22 protein-coding genes are annotated in these 24,548 nt (G+C 36.9%); 14 read left to right on the forward strand and 8 right to left on the reverse strand.

Going from position 1 to position 24,548, the window contains the following annotated elements; translation table 11 throughout:
* Positions 1-68 precede the first annotated feature (68 nt).
* A complete protein-coding gene (gene moeA / locus XM47_RS08190) occupies positions 69-1,286 on the reverse strand; it encodes a molybdopterin molybdotransferase MoeA (protein ID WP_048691500.1) in 1,218 nt (405 codons plus the stop codon).
* 91 nt (positions 1,287-1,377) lie between these two features.
* Here moeA and XM47_RS08195 point away from each other — a divergent pair, with 91 nt between their 5' ends.
* On the forward strand, positions 1,378-3,258 hold the full coding sequence (locus XM47_RS08195; RefSeq protein ID WP_048691501.1) for a methyl-accepting chemotaxis protein: 1,881 nt from the start codon (positions 1,378-1,380) through the stop codon (positions 3,256-3,258).
* 88 nt (positions 3,259-3,346) lie between these two features.
* Here the strand turns inward: XM47_RS08195 and XM47_RS08200 are convergent, their stop codons facing one another.
* Positions 3,347-4,306 carry a LysR family transcriptional regulator gene (locus XM47_RS08200; protein WP_048691503.1) on the reverse strand — a complete coding sequence of 320 codons (960 nt, stop codon included), beginning with the start codon at positions 4,304-4,306 and terminating at the stop codon, positions 3,347-3,349.
* A gap of 134 nt (positions 4,307-4,440) precedes the next feature.
* On the reverse strand, positions 4,441-4,779 hold the full coding sequence (locus tag XM47_RS08205; protein WP_048691505.1) for a Grx4 family monothiol glutaredoxin: 339 nt from the start codon (positions 4,777-4,779) through the stop codon (positions 4,441-4,443).
* Between the two features lie 270 nt (positions 4,780-5,049).
* Here XM47_RS08205 and sodB point away from each other — a divergent pair, with 270 nt between their 5' ends.
* The 5 genes from sodB (at position 5,050) to prmA (ending at position 11,699) form a co-directional block, all read left to right on the forward strand.
* Positions 5,050-5,631, forward strand: coding sequence for a superoxide dismutase [Fe] (gene sodB / locus XM47_RS08210; RefSeq protein ID WP_048691507.1), 582 nt, complete (start codon positions 5,050-5,052; stop codon positions 5,629-5,631).
* A 301-nt stretch (positions 5,632-5,932) separates the two neighbouring features.
* Entirely contained in the window at positions 5,933-7,855 is a 1,923-nt protein-coding gene (locus XM47_RS08215) for a PrkA family serine protein kinase (protein WP_048691509.1), read from the forward strand.
* A 96-nt stretch (positions 7,856-7,951) separates the two neighbouring features.
* Positions 7,952-9,226, forward strand: coding sequence for a YeaH/YhbH family protein (locus tag XM47_RS08220; RefSeq protein WP_048691510.1), 1,275 nt, complete (start codon positions 7,952-7,954; stop codon positions 9,224-9,226).
* A 9-nt stretch (positions 9,227-9,235) separates the two neighbouring features.
* Positions 9,236-10,765, forward strand: coding sequence for a SpoVR family protein (locus XM47_RS08225; RefSeq protein ID WP_048691512.1), 1,530 nt, complete (start codon positions 9,236-9,238; stop codon positions 10,763-10,765).
* Between the two features lie 55 nt (positions 10,766-10,820).
* Entirely contained in the window at positions 10,821-11,699 is an 879-nt protein-coding gene (gene prmA, locus XM47_RS08230) for a 50S ribosomal protein L11 methyltransferase (RefSeq protein ID WP_048691513.1), read from the forward strand.
* A 50-nt stretch (positions 11,700-11,749) separates the two neighbouring features.
* Here prmA and XM47_RS08235 read toward each other — a convergent pair whose 3' ends face one another.
* Both XM47_RS08235 and XM47_RS08240 read right to left on the reverse strand, forming a co-directional pair.
* The gene (locus XM47_RS08235; RefSeq protein WP_048691515.1) at positions 11,750-12,082 is read right to left on the reverse strand and encodes a hypothetical protein; all 333 of its coding nucleotides are present in this window, start codon (positions 12,080-12,082) and stop codon (positions 11,750-11,752) included.
* Between the two features lie 54 nt (positions 12,083-12,136).
* A complete protein-coding gene (locus XM47_RS08240) occupies positions 12,137-12,460 on the reverse strand; it encodes a hypothetical protein (RefSeq protein WP_048691517.1) in 324 nt (107 codons plus the stop codon).
* A 151-nt stretch (positions 12,461-12,611) separates the two neighbouring features.
* Between XM47_RS08240 and XM47_RS08245 the strand changes: the two genes are divergently transcribed.
* On the forward strand, positions 12,612-12,806 hold the full coding sequence (locus XM47_RS08245) for a hypothetical protein (protein ID WP_048691518.1): 195 nt from the start codon (positions 12,612-12,614) through the stop codon (positions 12,804-12,806).
* A gap of 122 nt (positions 12,807-12,928) precedes the next feature.
* On the opposite strand, the gene epmB is transcribed toward XM47_RS08245, so the two are convergent.
* On the reverse strand, positions 12,929-13,924 hold the full coding sequence (gene epmB, locus XM47_RS08250; RefSeq protein WP_048691520.1) for an EF-P beta-lysylation protein EpmB: 996 nt from the start codon (positions 13,922-13,924) through the stop codon (positions 12,929-12,931).
* Between the two features lie 155 nt (positions 13,925-14,079).
* Here epmB and efp point away from each other — a divergent pair, with 155 nt between their 5' ends.
* Together efp and epmA are read left to right on the forward strand one after the other, a co-directional pair.
* On the forward strand, positions 14,080-14,646 hold the full coding sequence (efp, locus tag XM47_RS08255; RefSeq protein WP_048691521.1) for an elongation factor P: 567 nt from the start codon (positions 14,080-14,082) through the stop codon (positions 14,644-14,646).
* Between the two features lie 105 nt (positions 14,647-14,751).
* Positions 14,752-15,723: an elongation factor P--(R)-beta-lysine ligase gene (gene epmA / locus XM47_RS08260; protein WP_048691523.1), complete on the forward strand. Its 972-nt coding sequence runs from the start codon at positions 14,752-14,754 to the stop codon at positions 15,721-15,723.
* Between the two features lie 254 nt (positions 15,724-15,977).
* Here epmA and XM47_RS08265 read toward each other — a convergent pair whose 3' ends face one another.
* Positions 15,978-17,936, reverse strand: a complete 1,959-nt coding sequence (locus XM47_RS08265; protein ID WP_048691526.1) for a monovalent cation:proton antiporter family protein — start codon at positions 17,934-17,936, stop codon at positions 15,978-15,980.
* Positions 17,937-18,232: 296 nt separating this feature from the next.
* Here XM47_RS08265 and XM47_RS08270 point away from each other — a divergent pair, with 296 nt between their 5' ends.
* Positions 18,233-19,132: a GGDEF domain-containing protein gene (locus tag XM47_RS08270; protein WP_048691527.1), complete on the forward strand. Its 900-nt coding sequence runs from the start codon at positions 18,233-18,235 to the stop codon at positions 19,130-19,132.
* Between the two features lie 128 nt (positions 19,133-19,260).
* On the forward strand, positions 19,261-19,578 hold the full coding sequence (locus XM47_RS08275) for a hypothetical protein (protein WP_048691529.1): 318 nt from the start codon (positions 19,261-19,263) through the stop codon (positions 19,576-19,578).
* On the opposite strand, the gene syd is transcribed toward XM47_RS08275, so the two are convergent.
* Entirely contained in the window at positions 19,571-20,113 is a 543-nt protein-coding gene (gene syd / locus XM47_RS08280) for a SecY-interacting protein (protein WP_048691531.1), read from the reverse strand. The two genes, XM47_RS08275 and syd, sit on opposite strands and share 8 nt — an antisense overlap.
* A 45-nt stretch (positions 20,114-20,158) precedes the next feature.
* Between syd and queF the strand changes: the two genes are divergently transcribed.
* The 3 genes from queF (at position 20,159) to ppnN (ending at position 24,543) form a co-directional block, all read left to right on the forward strand.
* Positions 20,159-21,007: an NADPH-dependent 7-cyano-7-deazaguanine reductase QueF gene (gene queF, locus XM47_RS08285; RefSeq protein ID WP_048691533.1), complete on the forward strand. Its 849-nt coding sequence runs from the start codon at positions 20,159-20,161 to the stop codon at positions 21,005-21,007.
* Positions 21,008-21,219: 212 nt separating this feature from the next.
* Positions 21,220-22,788 (forward strand): GGDEF domain-containing protein, encoded by a 1,569-nt coding sequence (locus tag XM47_RS08290; RefSeq protein WP_048691535.1) that lies wholly within the window; start codon positions 21,220-21,222, stop codon positions 22,786-22,788.
* Between the two features lie 396 nt (positions 22,789-23,184).
* Positions 23,185-24,543, forward strand: a complete 1,359-nt coding sequence (gene ppnN / locus XM47_RS08295; protein ID WP_048691537.1) for a nucleotide 5'-monophosphate nucleosidase PpnN — start codon at positions 23,185-23,187, stop codon at positions 24,541-24,543.
* Positions 24,544-24,548 lie beyond the last annotated feature (5 nt).

Here is a 24,548-nt window from a genome sequence, read left to right on the forward strand (position 1 = left end):
TGGTGATCAAAGCCCCTAAATATCATATAAAAATACACTACTTTGGATAAATATGACCTAGATTCAACTTACTTAAGCTGAACCTTCACCACCTCACCTTCACTAGCGTTTGCATCATCTTGAGCCAAAACAATATAACAATCGGCCTGAGCCAAACTAGACAAAACGCCTGAGTTTTGTTTACCTGAGCTAGCAACCCCTACGAGCACACCATTCTCAGATATTAATTTACCCCGTTGAAAGTCGGTTCTTCCAGGCTTTTTACGGAGGTTTCCAATTAATGGAAGCTCTAGTTCTAACTTTTCTTGGGTACTTTTGGCCATCAATTTCTCTAGGCCCAATTTTGCTATTTTTTCAAACGTTACAACGGCTGATACTGGATTTCCAGGTAACCCAAAAAATTCAGCATTGCCTATCTTGCCATATGCAAACGGCTTACCTGGTTTGATCGCAATTTTCCAAAAATTAACTTGACCAACTTCATCAATAACATCTTTGGTATAATCAGCATCCCCTACAGAAACACCGCCACTTGAAATAATGGCATCGCATTCTTGGCTTAGCTCTAAAAAAGTTTGTTTAATTAATTCAGCTTTATCTGGTATTTGACCTTTATCAACCACAATTAATTTCATCTCTTCTAGCATTGCTTTCAACATATAGCGATTACTATCGTATATTTGCCCCGAATCTAAAACATTACCTGGTTTAACTAATTCATCGCCAGTTGAAAAAATACCAACTTTGATTTTACGAAAAACACTAACCTTCGACAGCCCAACAGATGCGATTAGGCCAATATCAACTGGAGTTAACCTTTTATGCTTAGACAAAATAATTTGACCGCGCTGTATATCGCTACCTGCTTTTCGTATATTTTCACCAAGCTGAGTAGGTACTTCAATTTTCACAGTTGCTGAATTCACTGTCACATTTTCTTGCATTACAACTGAATTGGCACCTTTAGGTAATACAGCCCCTGTCATAATGCGAATACACTGCCCTGGCTTAACAACGCCATCAAAAGGAGCCCCCGCATAAGCAATACCAACTAATTCAAATTCCGTTTCATTGAGCTCAGAAATATGTAAAGCATAACCATCCATAGCAGAATTATCTGCTGGTGGTACATTAATAGTTGAATGGAGATCTTCTGCTAAAATTCTGTGGTTAACCGATTCTAAGCCGAGTACCTCTGTCTCGGTTACTGGCTGAATATTATCTAGCATGAGTTTTTTTGCTTGTTCAAGTGGCATTAAGCCATTGGTATTACAATCACAATTCATTAAATATCTCCATTAGGTAGCTTGATTTATCATCATTTCATCTCATACTAATTATTAGTATTAAGTGTCTATTTGCTTTAATAAGGAAATTATGTCTTTTCTATCCCAACTCACGATCCAGCAACGGACCTATTTAAATATAAGCCTAACTCTAGTTAGCATTATTTTAATTGCCTTTAGTGTTTGGTTAGATATCAGCAAGTTAAACCAGCTCAGTAACTTAAGGCTCAACACGGCATATTTAGAAACTCATGTATTAGAATTAAGAAAACATGAAAAAGATTTCCTTGCAAGAAACGACATCAAGTATATAGGTAAGTTTGATAAAGAAATTGATTTACTTAAAAGAAAGATACAATCATTACATATAAATTTAAATGAATTCGATATAGATATTTCCGAATTAATTAAATTTGAAAAACAAATAATCATCTACCAACAAAAATTTCATTTACTTCACGAAACAAAAGTTAACATAGGATTAGATCCCAAATCTGGCTTATATGGCAACTTAAGAAACGCTGTTCATCAAGTTGAATCAATTTTAAAACAATTAGATGAGTTTGAACTCTTATCTAATATGCTTCAGCTTAGAAGAGCAGAAAAAGATTTTATGCTTAGACTAGATCTTAAATACTTAGATAAATTTAACGATCAAATTCAAAAATTTAGTGCGACATTAAAGAAGTTAGATGTCGATGAGGAAGTGAAAGCACAATTAAAAACTAAAATGAGAAATTACCAGTCTGATTTCACTAGCTTAGTACAAGCACAACAAAAATTAGGATTAGACCAAAATGCAGGAATTCAAGGTGAAATGCGCCAAGCAATTCATAAAACAGATGAAAGCCTCTCGAAACTATTAGCAGAGACTAAAACTAGCATTGAAGATACATACCAATCAACGATTAACATGCTAGTTGGCATTGTTAGTTTTGTAGCCTTATTTACTATAGGTTTCGGCTATATCATTTCAAAAAGCATAATAAATCCAATCAATAAACTCTGCTTTACGATTAACAAAATAAGAGCTGAAAATAACTTAGCCTTAAGAATTGAAACCAAAGGTAAAGATGAAGTGAGCTTTTTAAGTAGCTCGTTTAATGATTTACAAATTGAATTTGCAACAGCGATAAAATATATAAACCAAACAACCGCAGAGCTAGATCTTGCAATGTCTGAATTAGCCGAGATGACAGAAACCACTCAACAATCTATGCAAGATCAACAACAACAAGCTGATTTAGCTGCAACATCAACAACTGAGTTACAATCGACGGTTGCAGAAATAGCCCGAAATACAGAGGCTGCAGCTGAAAACGCAGCGAATACGGCAAATATAGCAGAAAAAGGCAAGAAGCAAGTCGAATCAACTGTTAACAGTATTAATGCTCTAGCAACTGACTTACAAAGTGTTAATCAAGAAACCCAGTTATTGGCGCAAGACAGCATCACAATTGGTAGCATCTTAGAAGTAATTAGAAGCATAGCCGAACAAACCAACCTACTCGCGTTAAACGCGGCTATAGAATCTGCTCGAGCGGGTGAACAAGGTAGAGGTTTTGCAGTTGTTGCGGATGAAGTTAGAAGTTTGGCTATGAGAACTCAAGAATCGACAAGTCAAATAGAGTCGAATATTCAAAGTCTACAAACTAGGTCATCAACCATAGCGAATCAAATCAACGGTTGCATTGAAATCAGTGAGCAAACAAAAGAGCTTGCCAATTTAGCCGAAGAACTTTTACAACAAATAGAAGGCGAAGTAAGCTCTATTTCAAATATGAATTTAACAATCGCTTCTGCGGTTGAAGAGCAAAATGCGGTCACTGAAGAAGTAAATCAGAATGTAGTGACAATTAGGGATATATCAGCCCAAATATACCAAATGTCTGAAAGAAATACTAAAATCAGCCAAAACATCAATGGTAGTTTAACTGAACTACACCAATCAGTTGATAAGTTTAAAACATAAGACTTAGTAAAGGATATAGAGAGTCTAAAAACTAAAGTTAATAGAACACAGAGCATAATCCTCTGCGTTCTATTAAGAACGCCTTAGATTAAATAATTGGTAAAGCGCATTCAGGGGCGCTATCTGCAATCTCAGAGATCAATCGTCTTAACCATATATGACTTGCATCATGATGAAGTAATGGGCTCCAGATCATATCTAGCTTAATTTCAGGCAGCTCAATTGGTAATTCTAATACTTGTATATTAGGTTCATTAATATAATTTAAGGTTGCTCTGCTAGGAACGGTTACCATCATTTGCTTTTTCAGTGCTAACTGCATAGCGACGTGATAATTACGGGTAAACACTTTAATATTACGTTGCTTACCTAACTCTTCCAGTTTCTCATCTACCCAGCCTAACTTTTTAATGTCTGAAGGTTCAATACCTAAACCAACACCAAATCCAGTTTTACTCACCCATACATGCTGATTTTTACAATAAGCATCTACACTCCAATCTGCAATATGAGGGTTATCTTTATGCGTTAAACAAACAAATTTATCTGACCATATCACTTTTTGATGAAACGATAAGGGTAAATCATCAAAACGATTTATCGCCATATCTATCTTACCTTCCTCTACATCATGGAAAGTAACATCACTTGGCGTCATTATATCTAAACGCACATTTGGCGCTAAATCTTGAAGACGAGATAATAAAGCAGGTAATAAGGTTGAAGCAGCATAGTCACTGGCCATAATTCTAAACACTCTTTCACTACTTTCAGGGTGGAAAGGGTCTGTAGGCTGTAATGCTTCTTCTAGCTCAAGTAAAATTTTTCTAACTGTTGGCTGTAATTTGCGGGCTTTCTCTGTTGGTGACATACCATCAGAAGTTCTAACTAGAACCGGATCATTTAGCAATTCTCTCAGGCGTTTTAAGCCATTACTCATCGCCGGCTGAGTGATACCTAACTGCTGTGCCGCGCGCGTTACGTTTTGTTCTCTAAGTAAAACGTCCAAGTAAATTAAGAGGTTTAAATCTATCTTTGAAATATTCACAATTATTATCTTAAGCAGGAAGGGAATTAATATTGTGAATAATAGTGAATTTTAGAAATAAGCTCAAGTTCTGTTTTCAATAATTGTAAGCCCATTGGACTTACAATTTATCAGAACCTAGCTTATAAAGCTGATTACTCAGCTGATTCAGGTTTATTTTTTTCAGCCGTTTCTTTAATTAAACTTTGAAGTTCACCTTTTTGGAACATTTCAAGAATAATGTCACAACCACCGATCAATTCGCCTTCAACCCATAATTGTGGGAAGGTTGGCCAGTTAGCAAACTTAGGTAACTCAGAACGAATATCTGGGTTTTGCAAAATATCAACATATGCGAATGGTTCGCCACAATTCATCAATGCTTGTGAAGCTTGCGAAGAAAAACCACAACTTGGTAATTTAGGGCTACCCTTCATATATAAAATAATAGCGTTTTCACTAATTTGCTGTTTAATTTTGTCTATTGTTTCCATTGTTTATTCCTCAATAAGCTTTAATTAAGCATATTCTAAAGTATTAGCCTGCTGTGCCCAAGCTTTGTTTCACCCTGAATGTAATATTCACAATATTTTTCCGCTATAAACTTGTGAAATAAGGAAATAGCCCTTATTTTAATCGAGTGGAATAAAACCGTAATACTTAAGGGTTTTATCTTTATTTTTTTTAGTTAAAATCTTAATTGAAATTAAACTGCTTTTATTTTTGATTGCAGTCACAATAAACTAGCCAACGGAGAGAACATCATGGCATTTGAATTACCAGCATTGCCTTACGAGAAGAACGCTTTAGAGCCACATATCTCAGCGGAAACTATCGAATACCACTATGGTAAGCATCACCAAACTTATGTAACTAAATTAAATGGTTTAGTTGAAGGTACTGACTTTGCAAACAAAACATTAGAAGAAGTAGTAAAAACTTCTTCTGGCGGTGTTTTCAATAATGCAGCTCAAATCTGGAACCACACTTTTTACTGGAATAGCTTAAGCCCAAATGGCGGCGGTGAGCCAACAGGTGCAGTTGCTGACGCAATCAATGCAGCTTTCGGTTCATTTGCTGAATTTAAAGCTAAATTTAACGACAGTGCAGTTAACAACTTTGGTTCGAGCTGGACTTGGTTAGTAAAAAATGCTGACGGTTCTTTAGCAATTGTAAATACTTCGAATGCAGCAACACCATTAACAGAAGAAGGTGTAACACCTCTACTAACTGTTGATTTGTGGGAACACGCATATTACATAGATTACAGAAACGTTCGTCCTAACTACTTAGAAGGTTTCTGGGCATTAGTTAACTGGGAATTTGTAGCAGCTAACTTAGCATAATTACCACTTTATAAATTTAAAAGGCTTACATTTTGTAAGCCTTTTTTTATTCCTTTCTTTGTGATTTATTACAAATTTTTCGTTTATTTTCTTGTCCTTACTTCAATCCTTTGACTAAGCTTAAATTGAATAAAAAAAGTTCTTCTAATTGATTAATAGACGTCCAGATCAACAAACTTAATTTGACGAATGTAAGACTTAGTTGGATAGCGAATGAACTTCCGCCACTAAATTTTTGTCTTAGATTTAAATTAATTAATCAATTACAACTGTAATTTATCGATTGATGGTGGAGGCCTGCATGGGTATTTTCGAGCATTTTCAACAAAGATATGAATCTACGAAAGAAGAAGAATACACAATTCAAGAGTTTCTTGAACTGTGTAAATCAGATCCGAGTGTTTACGCTAATTCAGCAGAAAGATTACTGACCGCTATAGGTGAACCAGAAATGGTTGATACCTCCAAAATACCTAGGTTAAGTCGTATTTTCTCCAACAGAGTGATAGCTAGGTACCCTGCATTTGATGAGTTTTATGGCATGGAAGAGGCAATTGAGCAGATTGTTTCTTATTTAAAACATGCAGCTCAAGGCTTAGAAGAAAAGAAACAAATTCTCTATCTATTAGGTCCTGTTGGTGGCGGTAAAAGCTCGCTAGCTGAAAAAATAAAAAGCCTAGTTCAAAAATGTCCGATTTACATCATCAAGGGGTCACCTGTTAATGATCATCCCTTGTGTTTATTTGATGTAAGCGAAGATGGAGAAATATTAGAGAAAGAATACGGTATCCCAAATCGATACGTCAAAACCATAATGTCGCCGTGGGCACGAAAAAGACTGCATGAATTTAATGGTGATATTAGCCAATTTAAAGTCGTAAAAGTTTATCCATCTATTCTTGACCAAGTGGGAATCGCAAAAACAGAACCTGGTGATGACAATAATCAAGATATCTCTGCGCTTGTTGGTAAAGTGGATATACGCCGCTTAGATGAATATGCTCAACACGATCCTGATGCCTATAGCTACTCTGGAGCTCTTTGTAGAGCAAACCAAGGTGTGATGGAATTTGTAGAGATGTTTAAGGCACCAATTAAAGTACTGCATCCGTTATTAACAGCAACTCAAGAAGGCAACTACAACCCAACAGAAGGTATGTCAGCACTTCCTTTTGACGGCATTATTTTAGCTCATTCAAATGAATCAGAATGGCAGTCCTTCCGTAATAACAAAAATAATGAAGCATTTTTAGACAGAGTTTACATAGTAAAAGTGCCTTACTGTTTACGTATCTCAGAAGAGATTAAAATATACAGAAAGTTACTGGAAAACAGCCAACTAAACGAAGCGCCTTGCGCACCGGGTACGTTAGAAACCCTAGCTCAATTTTCAGTACTTTCTAGAGTAAAGCCACCCGAAAATTCAAGTATCTATTCTAAAGTCAGAGTCTATGACGGTGAGAGTTTAAAAGATACCGACCCTAAAGCGAAATCACACCAAGAGTACCGAGATTTTGCTGGGGTTGATGAAGGTATGAACGGTTTATCGACTCGATTTGCGTTTAAGATTCTATCTCGTGTATTTAACTTTGATCATGCCGAAGTAGCAGCTAATCCAGTGCACCTGTTTTATGTGCTTGAGCAACAAATTGAACGCGAGCAATTCCCAAATGAAGTTGCTGAGCAATATTTAGAATTCTTAAAAGGTTACTTAACCCCTAAATACGTTGAATTTATAGGTAAAGAGATACAAACCGCTTACTTAGAATCTTACTCTGAATACGGCCAGAACATTTTTGACCGCTATGTTACTTATGCTGATTTTTGGATCCAAGATCAAGAATATCGAGATCCTGAAACAGGACAACTATTCGATCGCTCAGCTTTAAATAGCGAGCTAGAAAAAATAGAAAAACCGGCAGGGATTAGTAACCCCAAAGATTTCAGAAATGAGATAGTCAACTTTGTGTTAAGAGCGAGAGCAAATAAGGGCGGGCATAACCCTAAATGGACGAGTTATGAAAAATTAAGAACGGTTATTGAGAAAAAAATGTTTTCCAATACCGAAGAGTTACTGCCTGTAATTTCATTTAATGCAAAAACATCAAATGAAGACCAGAAGAAGCACGATGACTTTGTAGAACGAATGATGGAGAAAGGTTACACCAGAAAACAGGTCCGACTTCTATCCGAATGGTATTTACGAGTTAGAAAATCTTCATAAGCCATTGATTGCAAGTTAAATAATGGCGGCTTATATGCCGCCTAGCAAATATATTCAGATCCAATCTGACTATTCAGCTTGAATTAAGGGGCGTATATGGCGAATTTTATTGATCGTCGACTCAATGCAAAAAATAAAAGTGCGGTTAACCGCCGGCGCTTTCTGCAGCGCTATAACAAACAAATAAAAGAAGCAGTTTCTGATGCCGTCAATAAGCGAAGCGTTACTGATTTAGACTCGGGTGAAAGTATTAGCATTCCGACTAAAGATGTCTCTGAACCCGTTTTCCATCATGGAAAAGGCGGTAATCGAGATATGGTCCACCCTGGTAACGACCAATTCTCACAAGGAGATAGAATAAAGCGCCCACCTGCTGGCGAAGGCGGCGGTTCAGGCCAAGGTGAAGCCAGTCCAGATGGCGAAGGCAATGATGAATTTGTTTTCCAGATTTCAAAAGAAGAGTATCTAGATATCTTATTTGAAGATTTGGAATTGCCAAATCTGCAAAAAAATCAACTCGCTAAAATCACAGAATATAAAACCGTAAGAGCCGGTTTTAAATCAGACGGCAACCCAAATGGGATTGATATCGTTAGATCAGTCAAAAATTCATTGGCTCGCCGTACTGCTATGTCTGGTAAGTACAAAAAACGTTTAAAACAAGCTAAAGAGCAACTTGAATTAATACTTGCAGAACCAGACGAGAATGCTTCAGAAATTGAAATTCTACAAAATGAAATTGAAGAGCTTGAAGCAAAAATCAAAAAAATTCCTTTTATAGATGAGTTTGATCTTAGGTACAAAAATTTTGAGCAACAGGCAGTACCAACCAGTAAAGCCGTTATGTTTTGCTTAATGGATGTATCTGGCTCAATGGACCAAGCAACAAAAGATATAGCTAAACGCTTTTATATTTTGCTCTACTTATTTTTAACTCGTACCTATAAAAATGTAGAAGTAGTTTACATACGACATCACACCCAAGCTAAAGAAGTTGATGAGCAAGAGTTCTTCTATTCTCAAGAGACGGGCGGGACTATAGTGTCGAGTGCGATTAAATTAATGGATGAAATTGTCAAAAAGCGTTATCCAGAGAATCAATGGAATATATATGCAGCACAAGCTTCTGACGGTGATAACTGGGCTGATGACTCACCACTATGCAGTGAGCTTCTGATTAAAAATATCATTCCAACTATTCGTTATTACGCTTATATAGAAATCACCAATAGAAATCATCAATCGCTTTGGCGTGAATATGAACAAATAGCAGAGCAATACAGTAACTTCGCGATACAACATATCAAAGACGTAAGCGATATTTATCCTGTATTCCGAGAACTTTTCAAAAAACAAATCAAACAAAAATAAGGTGGCGTTATGCAAGCTAAAAAACAAGCACACACACCTCTAGATGACGGTCCAGAGTGGACATTTGAATTATTAGATGCGTATCACAAAGAAATAAAAAGAGTTGCCGAATATTATAAGTTGGATACCTATCCAAACCAAATAGAGATAATTACAGCTGAGCAAATGATGGATGCATATTCCAGCATAGGTATGCCGATTGGATACAGCCATTGGTCATTTGGTAAAAAATTCATTCAAACAGAGCAAAATTATAAACGCGGTTACATGGGGTTAGCCTATGAAATCGTGATTAATTCAGATCCTTGTATCTCATATTTAATGGAAGAAAATACCATAACTATGCAGGCACTAGTTATGGCACATGCCTGCTATGGACATAACTCATTTTTTAAAAACAATTACTTATTTACAACTTGGACAGATGCCAGCTCAATTATCGACTACTTATTATTTGCCAAAAATTACATTGCAGAATGCGAAGAGAAGTATGGGTTTCAAGAAGTTGAGCTAATTCTAGATTCGTGTCATGCGTTAATGAATTTTGGTGTGGATAGATATAAACGTCCACAAAAAATCTCAATTCATGAAGAACAAAGAAGACAACAAGAAAGAGCAAGTTACCTGCAATCACAAGTCAATGATTTATGGCGCACTGTGCCGAATAAAAAGAAAAAAAGTAAAACTGAAAATATTAGATTCCCATCAGAACCGCAAGAAAACTTGCTTTATTTTATCGAAAAGAATGCCCCTATGCTTGAACCTTGGCAAAGGGAATTAGTCAGGATAGTAAGAAAAATATCCCAGTATTTTTATCCACAAAAACAAACTCAGGTGATGAACGAAGGTTGGGCGACCTTTTGGCACTATACAATTTTAAATCACTTGTTTGACGAAGGTTTGTTATCCGATCGTTTCATGCTGGAGTTTTTGCAGTCTCATACTGGTGTTATTTACCAACCACCTTATAACAGCGACTATTACTCTGGGATAAATCCTTATGCGTTAGGATTTAACATGTTTGTTGATCTTCGCCGTATTTGCGAACACCCAACTGAAGAAGATAAACATTGGTTTCCTGAAATAGCAGGCTCAGACTGGTTAGAAACCTTACATTTTGCAATGCTAAACTTTAAAGATGAAAGTTTTATTAGCCAATATTTATCACCTAAATTAATCCGAGATTTAAAATTATTTCATATTAATGATGACGACTATCGAAATTTTGTTGAAGTGACTTCGATCCACAACGAACAAGGTTACAAAGATATTAGGAATGCATTATCAAGCCAGTACAATCTAAGCAACTTGGAGCCAAACATCCAAGTTTATAATGTGGATGTGAACGGTGATCGTTCTTTGACTTTAAGATACAAATCACAAAACAGAATTCCATTAGCCGATAGCAGAAAAGAAGTACTGAAGCACCTGTATCGTTTATGGCAATTCGATGTGAAGTTAGAGGAAGAAATGTCAGATGGCAGTATAAAACAGCTAGAACGCTGTCCAACAGAGAACAAAAAAGTGTCTTTAGACTGACGCGGGATCCAAATTTAAGTATAATCGCCACAAAATTGTTAAACGACATACTTATATGCCTTGGATTCAAATTCGCTACACCACAGATAAGCAAAGCGCCGATTTAGTTTCAGATGAAATGTCTGAATTAGGCGCTGTTTCAGTCACATTTTTAGACGCCCACGACACGCCTATTTACGAGCCTAAACCGGGTGATTTTATTTTATGGGACACGACAATAGCGATTGGACTTTTTGATGCTGAAATAGATGCAGATGCGATTATTGAGCAGCTAAAAAGCTTTCCATTTGGCAATAAAGGTCAATATAAGGTTGAGCAACTCGAAGACAAAGACTGGATCAGAGAATGGATGGACAGTTTCAAACCAATCCAGTTTGGTCAAAAACTATGGATATGTCCAAGCTGGTGTGAAGCGCCCGATCCAGAAGCAGTCAACGTTATTTTAGATCCTGGACTTGCATTTGGTACAGGTACTCATCCAACAACGTCTTTATGCCTAAAATGGTTAGATCAACAAATTAGCGGAAAAGAGTTAGTGGTCGACTTTGGCTGCGGCTCTGGCATTTTAGCGGTTGCTGCATTGAAACTAGGTGCGGACAAAGTGATAGGCATTGATATAGATCCTCAAGCTTTACAAGCTTCAGAAGCAAATGCCGAAAGAAATCAAGTCACTGATAAATTGGAATTATACTTACCAGAAAATCAGCCAGAAGCCCAAGCTGACATAGTGGTTGCCAATATTTTAGCCGGTCCACTCAGAGAATTAGCCGAAATTATCACAGCCTATGTTAAACCTGGTGGTAAACTCGCTATGTCAGGTATATTAGAGTCTCAAGCTGAATCAATTCACCAAATCTATAGCCAATGGTTTGATTTAGAGCCGACAGAAATAGAAGGTGATTGGTGCCGTGTTTCAGGTACTAAAAAAGCGTAAACGAGTAAGTAAATCTTAAGGCGAGTAACCCACCTCGCCTTCTGATATAGCTAAAGCAAGTCTTTGATACTTTGATATAACTTGATCGCTTCCTGCTCTGTTAGCCCTGCAGCGCTTGCTGCTTCACCAAGACTGCTAGACACCCGAATAGATTGGCTCGCATTATTATCTCCAGACTCTTCTAACTGAGCATCAACTGCACTCTGATTATCTGCCCCTGTTTTTTGCAAAATTTGAGCTTGAGGTGACAAAGTAACTTGAGTTTCTTGTTGAACAGGTCCTAACGCTGGATATTGAGATTCAGGCACAGCATTCGCCTTTTCAGCAATATTTAAGCCGACGCCTGAACTGGAATTAGGTAAGGTGTTAAAGTTAATTTCCATAAGTGAACCTCAAGGTATTCAATTCAATTATAGTCAACTTGTCGTTTTTTTGAACTAATGCATTTTATCTGCGTTATTAAACTCATTGATGAATTTAGCTTGAGTGGCAAAAATTATTTCCAATTGTTTTACCATGGGTTTAATTGCTTCAGGGCTAAAATCTGTTTTGTGATTTTCAGTCAACTCGTAAAAAGCTTTACCGACTTCTTCTACGTAAGGTAAAAAACGATCCGACTTAGCTTCAAAACCTGTCGTAAATATAGCTTTATATTTACCATGGCCCTGCTCTTGGATCTCATCTAAAAATTTATCACAATCAATGGCTTGCTTATAAGCTGTTGCTAAGCTTTGGCGTAGGGCTTCTATAATATTTTGCATCAAAACACTCTCATTCTTCAATTAAGCGTATTTTATTCGATTTTTTTACTAAAGTCTTGAGCAATGCAGCCGATACAGTTTATGAGGGTAATCCCGCTCTCGATTAAACCATTAATATCCTTAGGGATATTAATATTGTTTGGAGACACTTATGCAAATAAGTTCATCTAGTTCTGGTCAATCGCAAGTTGGTGGTGTAAGCGAAGAACTTCGCGCTGCAAAATTAGCTAAAACACAACAAGAAGCAGAGGGTAAAGCCGCTGTGGAATTGTTAGAATCTGCCAATGTTTCCCCTCCTCAATCGGCAGATCCAGCAGTTGGCCAAAATATCAATATAAAGGTTTAACCTTGTGCAAAGTTAGGCTGTACTGCCAATTTGTAATGGTAGGAAAGCTTAACGCCCCTCTACAATGCATGCTCTAATCCAAGTTATCATAGCTTGGAACAGAGCAGGTATTGTTTTTAACTTTATCCAGTAAAAACAATTGGGGTTTTACTCGCTTCTCCGGCTTCTTCTCTGACCCATTTAGGTACTAAAAATCCTGGCAGTTCAGCTCTTAATCCAGCTTGAAGTTTGGCAACATACTCATCATCCTGATAAAAATGTGCAGCACCAGATACTTTGTCAAATAAGTGGATGTAATAAGGTAAAATACCAAGCTCAAATAAACGCTCACTTAAATTAACCAAAGCACTGATATTATCATTTACCGCTTTTAGCAACACAGCTTGATTCAATAAAGTAATCTGATTGCTTTGCCATAGTGATAAATGCTCTTTTAATAAATCATCTAACTCATTTGCATGATTAACATGCAGCACAATAATGCTTTTTAATCGGCTATTTACCAAAGCATGAGTTAGCTCAGGTGTAATTCTTTGGGGAATAACAATAGGCAAGCGCGTGTGAATTCTAATTCGAGTTAGATGCGGAATTTGCTCCAATGATGAAATAAGCTCAATTAGGTGCTTATCACTCGCCATTAAAGGATCGCCACCACTTAGCACAACTTCGTTAATTTCCGGATGCGACTGGATATAATCAAAAGCCTGCTGCCAGCCTTGCTGATTAGGCGCGTTATCTTGATAAGGAAAATGTCGGCGGAAACAATAGCGGCAATTAACAGCACATCCGGTTTTAAGAATAAATAAAACGCGACTTTTGTATTTATGTAATAGGCCTGGTAACACAGATTCATGTTCACCAAGTGGATCACTGACAAAGCCTTCAACCTGCTCAAACTCAAGCTGGTTTGTCATAACTTGTTTAAATAACGGATCATTTTCGTTGCCTTGTTCCATTTTAGCAATAAAAGGCCTAGGTACTCTCAACGGAAAAAGCTTACGCGCAGAAAAACCGGCTTGATAAGCGGCAGCATCTATATTTAACAAAGACAATAATTCAGCAGGATCAGTTACTGTTTTAGCTAACTCTTTGCGCCAACAAGACTCGTATTTAAACATTCAATTTCTAATTTAATTCCTCAACCGCCGTATTTTAACTGAACTCAAGTATTATCAATAGCTGATTTAAGCTTAATTAAGTAAAAGGCTTTATAAAAAGTTAAATTAGGCTAAAATGCGCAGTTCTAAAAACGAATTAAATGACAGAGGAAATCATGGCTACAGTCAGTACCAACGAATTCCGCGGTGGCTTAAAAATCATGTTAGATGGTGAGCCATGCGCCATAATAGAAAATGAAATCGTAAAACCGGGTAAAGGCCAAGCTTTTAACCGAGTAAAAATCCGTAAGCTTATCTCAGGTAAAGTGTTAGAAAAAACCTTTAAATCTGGTGAATCTGTTGAAAAAGCGGAAGTTATGGATACAGACCTAGCTTACTTATATAACGATGGCGAGTTCTGGCACTTCATGAATAATGACACATTTGAACAAATTGCAGCTGATGCAAAAGCAATTGGTGATAATGAAAAGTGGTTAGTAGAACAAGATGTTTGCGTTATCACACTTTGGGATGGCAATCCTATCGCAGTTACACCACCAAATTTTGTTGAATTAGAAGTAACAGAAACCGATCCGGGTTTAAAAGGTGACACAGCTGGAACAGGTGGTAAACCTGCTACTTTAAATACTGGTGCGGTTGTACGAGTACCTTTATTTATTCAAATCGGTGAAGTAATTAAAGTAGACACTCGAACTGGTGAATACGTATCACGAGTTAAGTAACCCTTTGAACTCGGTTATTTAACTAACCTGAATTCAGGTTAACAAAAGGGAGTTATTTAACTCCCTTTTTTATAGCGTAAAAATAACACACGAATAAACCCGCTTATGACTTCCACTTGGCAACCTACCGCAAGCATTAAAACTCTTAAACAAAGGGCTGCAATCATTCAACAAATTCGTCAATTCTTTTACGAGCGTAAGGTGATGGAAGTTGAAACCCCCCTGTTAGCCAGTGCAGGTGTAACAGATTTATATTTAGAAAACTTGATCACTGAGTTTCAAGGCCCCGGATTTGCAACGCCGAAAGAACTATACCTACAAACGTCGCCTGAATTTGCGATGAAACGCTTGCTTGCAGCTGGTTCAGGCTGTATTTTCCAAATATGTAAAGCAGCTAGAGATGATGAATCGGGCAGGTATCATAACCCTGAGTTTAGCATTCTCGAATGGTATAGAATCGGGTTTAATCATTTTGATTTAATTGATGAAATAGACCAATTACTCCAATTAGTACTTAGCTGCGAAAAAGCGGAAAGGTATAGTTACCAAGCAGTATTTCAGCAACACCTTGGGATAGATCCTCTAACGGCATCTGCCCAAGAATTAAAGCTAGCTTTAATGTCGCAAGGTGAAGCTGATTTAGCGAATATGAGTGACAATAAAACCGATTTGCTTCAATTTATTTTAAGCCAATGTATTGAACCTAAAATAGGTCAATCTAGGCCTTGTGTCATTTATAATTTTCCAGCTGAGCAGGCATCTTTGGCCAAAATTTCAAAACAAGATAACAGAGTCGCGGAAAGGTTCGAAATCTATTACAAAGGGATTGAACTCGCCAATGGTTTTCATGAGTTAACCGACTCAAATGAGCAAGCGAAACGCTTTGAACAAGACAATAAAGCTAGGGTAGAGGCAGGTAAAAAGCCGAAACCGATTGATTATAATTTATTAGCGGCATTGTCAGCTGGATTACCCGATTGCGCAGGCGTAGCCCTTGGAATAGATAGACTAGTTATGTTGGCACTCAACAAGCCGCACATAGATCAGGTGCTGAGTTTTAATATACATAATTGTTAAAATGGGTAATACCAATCCATCCTAATTATTGCTCAATTTTACGGGTTTAAAAGCACGTAAACTGCGTTATGAATTTTGCTATTAGTTTACTGGTAGCGGCAATTCATGCCTTGTTAGCGCACTTTTTTTCTACATAAAATATAGATCAAAAACTTAGGTGAACTGGTATAAAAACATATCCTCACTGTATTAACTCAACTTTAAATACCGATTGAAAAATGCCTGAGCGGAGCAACCAAAGCGACACATATGGATTAACGTCCTTCCAATAAATAGCGCTCTGCTCTTTCAACTCTTCTCGGTATACCTATTAATATAACGATATCTTGAGCTTCAAGTTCAATACTTGGATCAGGGTTGGGGTATTCCTTGTCTTTACGCCGAACGGCTGCGACTTCAACTCGCCTTAAAGGTAAATCAAGTTCGTTTAACTGCAGACCAATCGCAAATGCATCATTTGATAAAGTGACAGCATGCAAAAATTCCACATCTTCATCATTCATATGGCTTGAATCTCCACGATAAAAACCATGTAAACCATTATAATGATTTTTCCGTTCTCGTCTGACTCGGCCAAATATCCGTTTAACCGGAACTCCAGATTGAAATAATACATGTGAGACTAGCATCAAACTGCCTTCCAGTGTTTCAGGAATAACTTCATCAGCACCAGCTTCAATTAAGGTATCTAAATTTTCATCACTATGGGTTCTAACTAATATTTTAGCCGTCGCTTCTAATTTTTTAATCTGTGCAATCACACTTAAGGTTTTGGCCAAATCATCAAAAGTAATAATAACGAGTTGGGCTTGGTTAATATTTGCCGCGGTTAAAATGGCAGCTTTTCTTGCGTCGCCAAAGTGTATATTTTCTGAAGCAGCTTTAGCTTCCCTAACTCGAGTTGGGTCCATATCGAGCGCGACAAACTGTATCGCCTCTAATTTCAAAAACCGACTAACGGTTTGCCCTACCCGACCAAAACCACAGATAATTACATGTTTATCTAAAGCAATATTTTCAATACCTAATTCAATTTCATCAATCAGGTTCTGATGGCTAATTAACTGACTTAACTTACCTGATTTATCGACTAAATATGGCGTAACGCCCATGCTGACAACACCAATTCCAACTATCATAGAAGCCGTATTTGGGTTAATTAACTGATGATCTAATGCAAGCGCAGCGATAACAAAGCCAAACTCGCCCATTTGGCATAGCATAATGCCAGCAGACCAAGAATCTGTTACATTTTGTGCCATTAATCTGGCGACTAACTGGATCATCAGTACTTTAACCAACATGATTGCAGCGACAGAAGCCAACACGAGATACCAAGATTCAGCAATAAAGCTAAGTTCAAGCTGCATGCCCACACTAATGAAAAATAGCCCCATTAAAATATCTCGAAACGGTCTAATATCTGCTTCTAGTTGATGTTTATATTGGCTTTCTCCCAGCATCATCCCAGCTAAAAAAGCACCTAACGCCATAGATAAACCAAAAAAATGCGTAATAGCCCCAGTCACCAGAACAATCAAAATACTGGTTAAAACAAAAAGTTCATCCGATCTAGCTTGCGCTATTTCATTAAAAATACGAGGTAAAACCCACTTACCAATTGCAATCATGCCAATAAAAACAACTGTACCTTTTAATAAGGCTGTTGATAGTGCTAAAAACAAGCCGTCACTAGTCGCGCCTGAAATAATCGGGATAGCAATCAACATAGGGACAACAGCCAAATCTTGAAATAATAAAATGGAAACAGCAAGCTGACCGCGCCTAATTTGTAGCTTTCCGGTTTCAGTTAATTGTTTAATTACGATAGCGGTAGAAGATAAGGCTAATGCGCAGCTGGCAACAAAGGATGTTTGCCAGCTAAAGCCAAGAATAAAGCAAATTGCAAAAACGATGGATAAACAAGATAAAACTTGAGCGAAACCTATGCCAAATACCATATGGCGCATGGCAAATAGCTTAGGAAATGAAAATTCGAGCCCTAAAGAAAATAATAAAAATACGATGCCAAGTTCTGCAACTAGACTGATTTGAGCAGCATCAGATAATAAATCTAAAACCGATGGCCCAGCTATTACCCCAGCTAAAAGATAAGCAATTATAGGTGCGAGCTTTAAACGCCTAAATGCAGCCACTAAACAGACTGAAATAATCAGTAAATAGACGACTTCAGTAAAAACACTCTGCGCCATAGAATCCTTTAAAATTATTTTGAAGCTAACTTCATCTATCTTATTCAGAATTTAGTATTTAGCGCTTCGCTTTGACGGATACAATTAAATATAGAAGATAAACAGAGGCTTGTTTTAGTTTTTACAAAAAAATTTATCAATTCAAAAATTATACGCTGTAGTTTTTTTGACGGCCAGATAAAACAAAGTCAAAAAACCAGCACCAAACAATTAAACCAATGAAAATAAAGACTTTTCTTTAGTTGGCACAGTTATCGCTAATTATTTCCTGTAATCAAAAGAGTTAGGTGATAATAGTGGATAATTTACAGCGTTTCATAAATACAGATACAGGTTATATTTCCCCAATAAAATCGGGCGTTGTCGGCAATATAAGAACAGACTTCGAACCTAATTTCTCCAACTTGACTGAGCAACTGCAAACGTCTTTGAAACTAGAAGAATTGCTGCAAATCTTTACCCATGAAGCGGCAAGATATCTCCAAATAAGTGGCGTACGCTTTCAATGCGAATCTATCTGCGTTGAAACCGATAATTACGCTCAAGGCATTTACGAACATATTTCCGAAATCCGAGTAAAAAATCAATCGATAGGCTGCATCACCTATGCGGCATACAGTGAAATTGAACCTAGCGACGTTAAAATTCTACATCAAATGCAAGTAAAACTAGGCTTTCCGATTAAAAATGCGCTGCAATACGCTTTACTTCAACAACAAGCGCTAAAAGATCACCTAACTAAGTTAGGTAACAGGGCTTCGTTTGATGAAAACTTTGATTTAGCTGTCGAGAAAGCGCAAAGAGATGATTCTAGTTTATTTTTATTTCTGCTTGATCTAGACAACTTTAAGCAAGCCAATGACAGATTTGGTCACTCTACTGGTGACCTCATCTTACAAGAGTTTTCAAATATTTTATCAAAAAGTGTTAGACGTTCGGATCTGGCGTTTAGGTTTGGCGGAGATGAATTTGCCCTCATCCTAAATACAGATAATACAGATGTTGCAGACCGAGTTGCGGCTAGAATTAACACCCTAGTTTCTCTAAACCCTAATATGCAAAAAACAGCGGTCACTACCTCTTTAGGCTATGCCCAATGGCATAGGCACCAAACTTGCGAACAACTTTTCGATAAGGTGGATGGCCTATTATATGATGCAAAGCATAGACTCAAATCACAAAGAATATCAGCTTAATCTCGTTTAGTGGCGCTGTAAGGCTCAAAGTTAATATCAAGGTAAATACCCCATAGATTACGAAAAGTATTTTGAATCTTCGTAATCTTGAATGTTACTATGGGCCTTTAACGACAAAGAGCTATCACATGAGTTTAGAATCTGCTTTTCAATACGTTTTTGATGTTATTTGCAAACTCCACTTAGAGAACAAAAATATTTCAGTTGCAACTGTACGTAACAGTATGACAACTAAAGCGCCCTTACCTGTAATCACTAAAGCGATTGCAAGTTTTAAAGAAAACCCAGAACAATATCTTAGTGTCTACCAGCCAACAGAAGCACCTGAAGAAAAAACACAGGTGGAAGTTAACGTCAATCCAAAGCCTGAACTTGAAGAAAGAGTGAAACAGCTCGAACAGCAAGTTGCTTTCCTGACAGAACAACTTGCAAAATTGACTAGCTAGCTGGATTTAATAGCGCTAAAAACTCAGCAATAGAAGGCGCTAACAGTTGAACAGGCTCTTTGCCTACAGGTTCTAAAACGACTTCGCCTGAAGAGTTTAATACCGAGATAACATACATATCATCAGTGGTCGCAGCGATAAAAACTGTCGCTTGCTGCTTGAGTTTTTTCTTCATTAATAAGTGACCTATGATATTTTGTTGCAGTAAATCAAAGTCATCTTCATTCCACGCTTGTATTAATGACAAACCATCTTGCTCATATAAGCAATCGATCGAGCCACTATAAAAAGAACAAAAATAGTCACTAATACTCGGATGAAGCTCAATATCAAGTGCTTGAGAAATATTAGATAAATCTTGTTTTTGACTTCGTAAAGCTGGATTCCAAGCACTTGTTCCGTTTTCTACTTCACCAACCAAGCATGGACTTAGCCAATCCTCTTCATATTCACATCTGCCAAGATAGACTGAACTTTGATGCTGTTGAAAACGCTGAAATAAATTTTCTAATGCTAATTTTACTGGAGTGGACATTTTTAGTTTAAAATAGGCTATCACTGAATAGATACATTTAGCCTTATGTCTGACATCAACTCAAGTAATTTACTAAAAGAACTTAAATTAGGTAAAGAAACAACCTATGTTTCTCACTATGACCCAAGCCAACTTGAAGCAGTTCCAAGAGCCTTAACTAGAGAGTCATTGCCTAAACTCGAGCAAGAATTTACCGGTTATGATCTATGGACAGGATACGAAATATCTTGGCTAGATTTAAATGGAAAGCCAATTGTTAAAATTGGGGAATTCAGGTTTAGTGCGAATTCAGACAATTTAGTGGAATCGAAATCGTTTAAATTATATTTAAATAGCTTTAACCAATCTCAATTCAGCTCTGTAGAAGAGGTTGTCACTAAAATGACGACTGATTTAGCTAAAACGTCCGGCTTAGCAGTAGAAGTGAAATTATTTGATTTAGCCGAATATACTGAATTCGGCCTTGCGAAACTAGTTTCAACCAACCTTGATAAGCAAGCAATCAAGATCACTGAATACGATTACAATCCAGATTTACTCAAGTTAGCAAGCGAATCGCAAGAAGTTACTGAATCTATTTGCTCTCACTTGTTAAAATCAAATTGTCTAGTGACAGGCCAACCAGACTGGGGCAGTCTAGTTATAGAATATACTGGACAGAAAATCTGCCATGAAGGTTTGCTCAAATATATCATCTCATTTAGAGGGCATAATGAATTCCACGAACATTGTGTAGAAAGAATTTATAGCGATATACAAAGCAAATTCAACCCGAAAGCATTGTTAGTTTACGCCAGATACACCAGACGAGGTGGTTTAGATATCAACCCACTTAGAGCATCTTCACCAGAGTTGATTAATCAAGTAAATAATCTACGCTTAGTTAGACAGTAATTAGCGCTCAAATTCAGAATAAACTGGTAAAAATAAGCATAAGTGAGTCACTTATTTTTGATATAGAGTAGGCAAAACTTACATTTTACGGTTAAAATCATCCTTACAACGGACTAGGTGAATTATATAGATATATTTTCATGATCATTTGTTAAAGTATATCAAACATAATTAACACTTAACTAACGATAGATTATCAAGGTTTTTCAAGAGTGTCGGACGAACAATTAGATTTATTAAAGAAAAAATTAGTCGTATCTGTTAAATCTAGACAGAAGCTCGAGCGAACTTACGAGCAGCAATTTAGCACTTTAACGGACTTTATATTACGTCTTTCAAATGTCTGTAAAGGCATAGACATTGAACTCGACAATAAACTAGGAAAGCTGCGTACTTTTTTATCTAAAAATACTGATATTGATAAGCTTTCACCTTTAATAAATGAATTAACCGAACTTTTAAAACAACACGAAACACGGATTACACTCAATCTCAAACAGGCGCAAACTGCACTTTTAGGTGCAGGAAAAAAATTACAAAAAGTTAAAGGCTTGCCTGATAATTTAAGAAGAGAGTTACGAAGCACATTAAAAGGGGTTGAAGTACCACAAGATTCAATCATTCACCTTTTACCTTCATTAGAAAAACTAGTTGATTTCTATCAAGAGGTGCTTGCACTTAAAGCTGAACTGGAAAGCAATAATACCGCGTCTAATGACAGTGCTGGTCTAGATACAGACAACTTACAAAAAGAAGTCGCAGCTGAGTTGCTCAATATTTTAAGCAATATCGCCTTCTCTGGTAACAGTGCTGAAAAAATAGACGTGATCCGCAATACACTAGCTCAACCAGTACAAGCCCAAACTCTGGTTGATTCTTGCGTTGAAATAATTCGCCTCGTAATTGAAAGTATCACAGAAGAAAGACAATCAGCGCAAAATTTCTTATTTAGTCTAAATGACGCTTTAAGCTCTGTTCATACTGCAGTATCTACCTCTATTTCAGGTAGTAAAGAAATCAGTTCGTCTAAACAAAAAATTAATGACAAACTAAAACAAGAATTAGCGGGTATGTCTAAAGAAGTCGCCAAAGCAACCTCTTTAGATGGCTTGAAAAAAGAGATTAATCGCAGTATTGGCGATATTGTTTCGGCCCTCAATCAAAAAGAAGAGTTAGAAGCAGAGGAACATCAGCTCTTGATTGATAGCTTAAGTGAAATGGAAGTCAGGTTAAAAGATCTGGAAGTAGAAGCTGAAGAATATAAAAAGAAACTCTCTGAACAAAGATTTAAGTCGTTACAAGATGCGCTGACTAAATTACCTAACCGTGCTTCATTAGATGAACGTATGGAATTAGAGTATCGCCGTTGGATGCGCTATAACCATGATTTATGTCTGGCCGTCGCTGATATCGATCATTTCAAAAAAATCAATGATTCATTAGGCCATTCTGTTGGCGATAGAGTTTTACAAATTGTTGCTCAATCACTGCAAAAAACGTTAAGAGAAACTGACTATATCGCACGTTATGGTGGCGAGGAATTCGTACTCATTTTCCCTGAATCAAATTTAAAATCTATCGAGAAGCGCTTAAATACGATTCGCCAACATATTGAATCTATTCCATTTAAATTTAAGCACTCGGATTTAAAAGTAACTATATCCATGGGCGTTACCCAATTTAAAGCAATTGACCAACCACAAAGCGCATTTGACCGCGCAGACCAAGCGCTTTACGAAGCGAAACACGCAGGCAGAAACAAAGTTATCGTTAAGCGTTAAGCGAAACAAACATTATTATTTCTGCTTATTTATTAAAAATTTAACATAAATAACTCAGCAAAAATTCTAAACTTGAGTAATACTTAATTAAAAGGTATTACTCAATAATCAATTATACCAGTTCACCTAATTTTTTGATCCATATTTTGCGTAGAAAAAAAGTGCGCTAACAAGGCATTAATTGCCGCTACTAGTAAACTAATAGCAAAATTCATAACGCAGTTTACGTGCTTTTTAACCAGTAAAATTGAGCAATAATTAGGATGGATTGGTATTACTTACCTTATCTAGCAAATTATTTAAACAACTAAGCTCAGTCTGTGTGAAACACTATTAATGAATAGCACTCATTAAATTTTAGATTTTCAATCTGTGTACTAGGCAATGGAGTCGTGTATGGCAATAGAAATCAATCCCATAGGTAGTATGGATTTATTATCACAACTAGAAGTTGATAAATTAAAGCAATCGTCAAATAAAGCCTTATATAAACTTTACCGAAACTGCTCTCTTGCTGTGTTGAATGTCGGCAGCCACACTGACAACAGTGATGAGATTTATAACCAATTCAAAGATTTTGATATCAATGTCGTTAGAAGAGAGCGCGGGGTTAAATTACGTTTAATAAACCCACCAGAACACGCTTTTGTTGACGGTGAATTAATCATAGGTATCCAAGAATTATTATTCGATGTGCTCCGAGATATTCTTTATACGGGCGTCAGAACGACTGAACTAGGTATTATCAATTTATCGGATTCAACCCATATTACCCACTATGTCTTCGACATTTTGAGAAATGCGGGTGCGCTACAAACGCATAAAGACCCAAATATGATAGTGTGTTGGGGTGGACATTCAATTAGAGAACATGAATACCAATACACCAAAGATGTCGGCTACCAATTAGGTTTACGTGGTTTAAACATATGTACAGGCTGTGGCCCTGGTGCAATGAAAGGGCCAATGAAAGGCGCAACCATAGGTCATTTAAAACAAAGAGTAAAACACGGTAGGTATTTAGGTTTAACAGAGCCGTCAATTATTGCGGCTGAGCCGCCAAACCCAATTGTAAACGAGCTAGTGATATTACCCGATATAGAGAAACGACTAGAGGCTTTTTTGCGTGTTTCCCATGGGATTATCATATTTCCAGGCGGTGCAGGTACTGCTGAAGAGCTATTATATTTGCTTGGTATCATGCTCAACAAAGAAAACTCGACTCAATGTTTACCGATTGTTTTAACCGGTCCAGCAGAAAGCGCTGAGTATTTTAGAGAGATAGATAATTTCATAAAAGCAACGCTTGGCGCAAAGGCAACTAGCTTATATAAAATAATTGTTGGTGACCCAGCTGGCGTTGCAAAATACATGAAAGATTCAATGGTCGAAGTTAGAGCGAATAGAAAATTAAGCGGTGATGCGTACCACTTTAATTGGTCGCTAAAAATTGAACATAACTTCCAACAACCATTTGAACCAACGCATGATAATGTCGCTGCACTTGATCTTCACTTAAATCAATCAACAGCTGAGTTAGCTGCCAATTTAAGACGAACATTTTCAGCTATAGTTGCAGGAAATGTAAAAGCAGAAGGAATTGAGCAAATCAAAAAACACGGTCCGTTTAAAATTAATGGCGACAAAAACTTAATGTCACGGATCGATAAATTGCTGCAAGCATATGTAGAGCAAGGTAGAATGAAATTACCAGGCACTAAGTATGAGCCATGTTATCAAATAGTTCAGGATTAACTTAT

It is taken from the genome of Catenovulum maritimum, from assembly GCF_001050375.1.
Lineage (GTDB): Bacteria > Pseudomonadota > Gammaproteobacteria > Enterobacterales > Alteromonadaceae > Catenovulum > Catenovulum maritimum.

Coding starts and splice junctions, on each gene's coding strand:
- moeA (WP_048691500.1), bottom strand. CDS start 1,286: ATGAATTGTGATTGTAATACCAATGGCTTAATGCCACTTGAACAAGCA.
- XM47_RS08195 (WP_048691501.1), top strand. CDS start 1,378: ATGTCTTTTCTATCCCAACTCACGATCCAGCAACGGACCTATTTAAAT.
- XM47_RS08205 (WP_048691505.1), bottom strand. CDS start 4,779: ATGGAAACAATAGACAAAATTAAACAGCAAATTAGTGAAAACGCTATT.
- sodB (WP_048691507.1), top strand. CDS start 5,050: ATGGCATTTGAATTACCAGCATTGCCTTACGAGAAGAACGCTTTAGAG.
- XM47_RS08215 (WP_048691509.1), top strand. CDS start 5,933: ATGGGTATTTTCGAGCATTTTCAACAAAGATATGAATCTACGAAAGAA.
- XM47_RS08220 (WP_048691510.1), top strand. CDS start 7,952: ATGGCGAATTTTATTGATCGTCGACTCAATGCAAAAAATAAAAGTGCG.
- XM47_RS08225 (WP_048691512.1), top strand. CDS start 9,236: ATGCAAGCTAAAAAACAAGCACACACACCTCTAGATGACGGTCCAGAG.
- prmA (WP_048691513.1), top strand. CDS start 10,821: ATGCCTTGGATTCAAATTCGCTACACCACAGATAAGCAAAGCGCCGAT.
- XM47_RS08235 (WP_048691515.1), bottom strand. CDS start 12,082: ATGGAAATTAACTTTAACACCTTACCTAATTCCAGTTCAGGCGTCGGC.
- XM47_RS08240 (WP_048691517.1), bottom strand. CDS start 12,460: ATGCAAAATATTATAGAAGCCCTACGCCAAAGCTTAGCAACAGCTTAT.
- XM47_RS08245 (WP_048691518.1), top strand. CDS start 12,612: ATGCAAATAAGTTCATCTAGTTCTGGTCAATCGCAAGTTGGTGGTGTA.
- epmB (WP_048691520.1), bottom strand. CDS start 13,924: ATGTTTAAATACGAGTCTTGTTGGCGCAAAGAGTTAGCTAAAACAGTA.
- efp (WP_048691521.1), top strand. CDS start 14,080: ATGGCTACAGTCAGTACCAACGAATTCCGCGGTGGCTTAAAAATCATG.
- epmA (WP_048691523.1), top strand. CDS start 14,752: ATGACTTCCACTTGGCAACCTACCGCAAGCATTAAAACTCTTAAACAA.
- XM47_RS08265 (WP_048691526.1), bottom strand. CDS start 17,936: ATGGCGCAGAGTGTTTTTACTGAAGTCGTCTATTTACTGATTATTTCA.
- XM47_RS08275 (WP_048691529.1), top strand. CDS start 19,261: ATGAGTTTAGAATCTGCTTTTCAATACGTTTTTGATGTTATTTGCAAA.
- syd (WP_048691531.1), bottom strand. CDS start 20,113: ATGTCCACTCCAGTAAAATTAGCATTAGAAAATTTATTTCAGCGTTTT.
- queF (WP_048691533.1), top strand. CDS start 20,159: ATGTCTGACATCAACTCAAGTAATTTACTAAAAGAACTTAAATTAGGT.
- ppnN (WP_048691537.1), top strand. CDS start 23,185: ATGGCAATAGAAATCAATCCCATAGGTAGTATGGATTTATTATCACAA.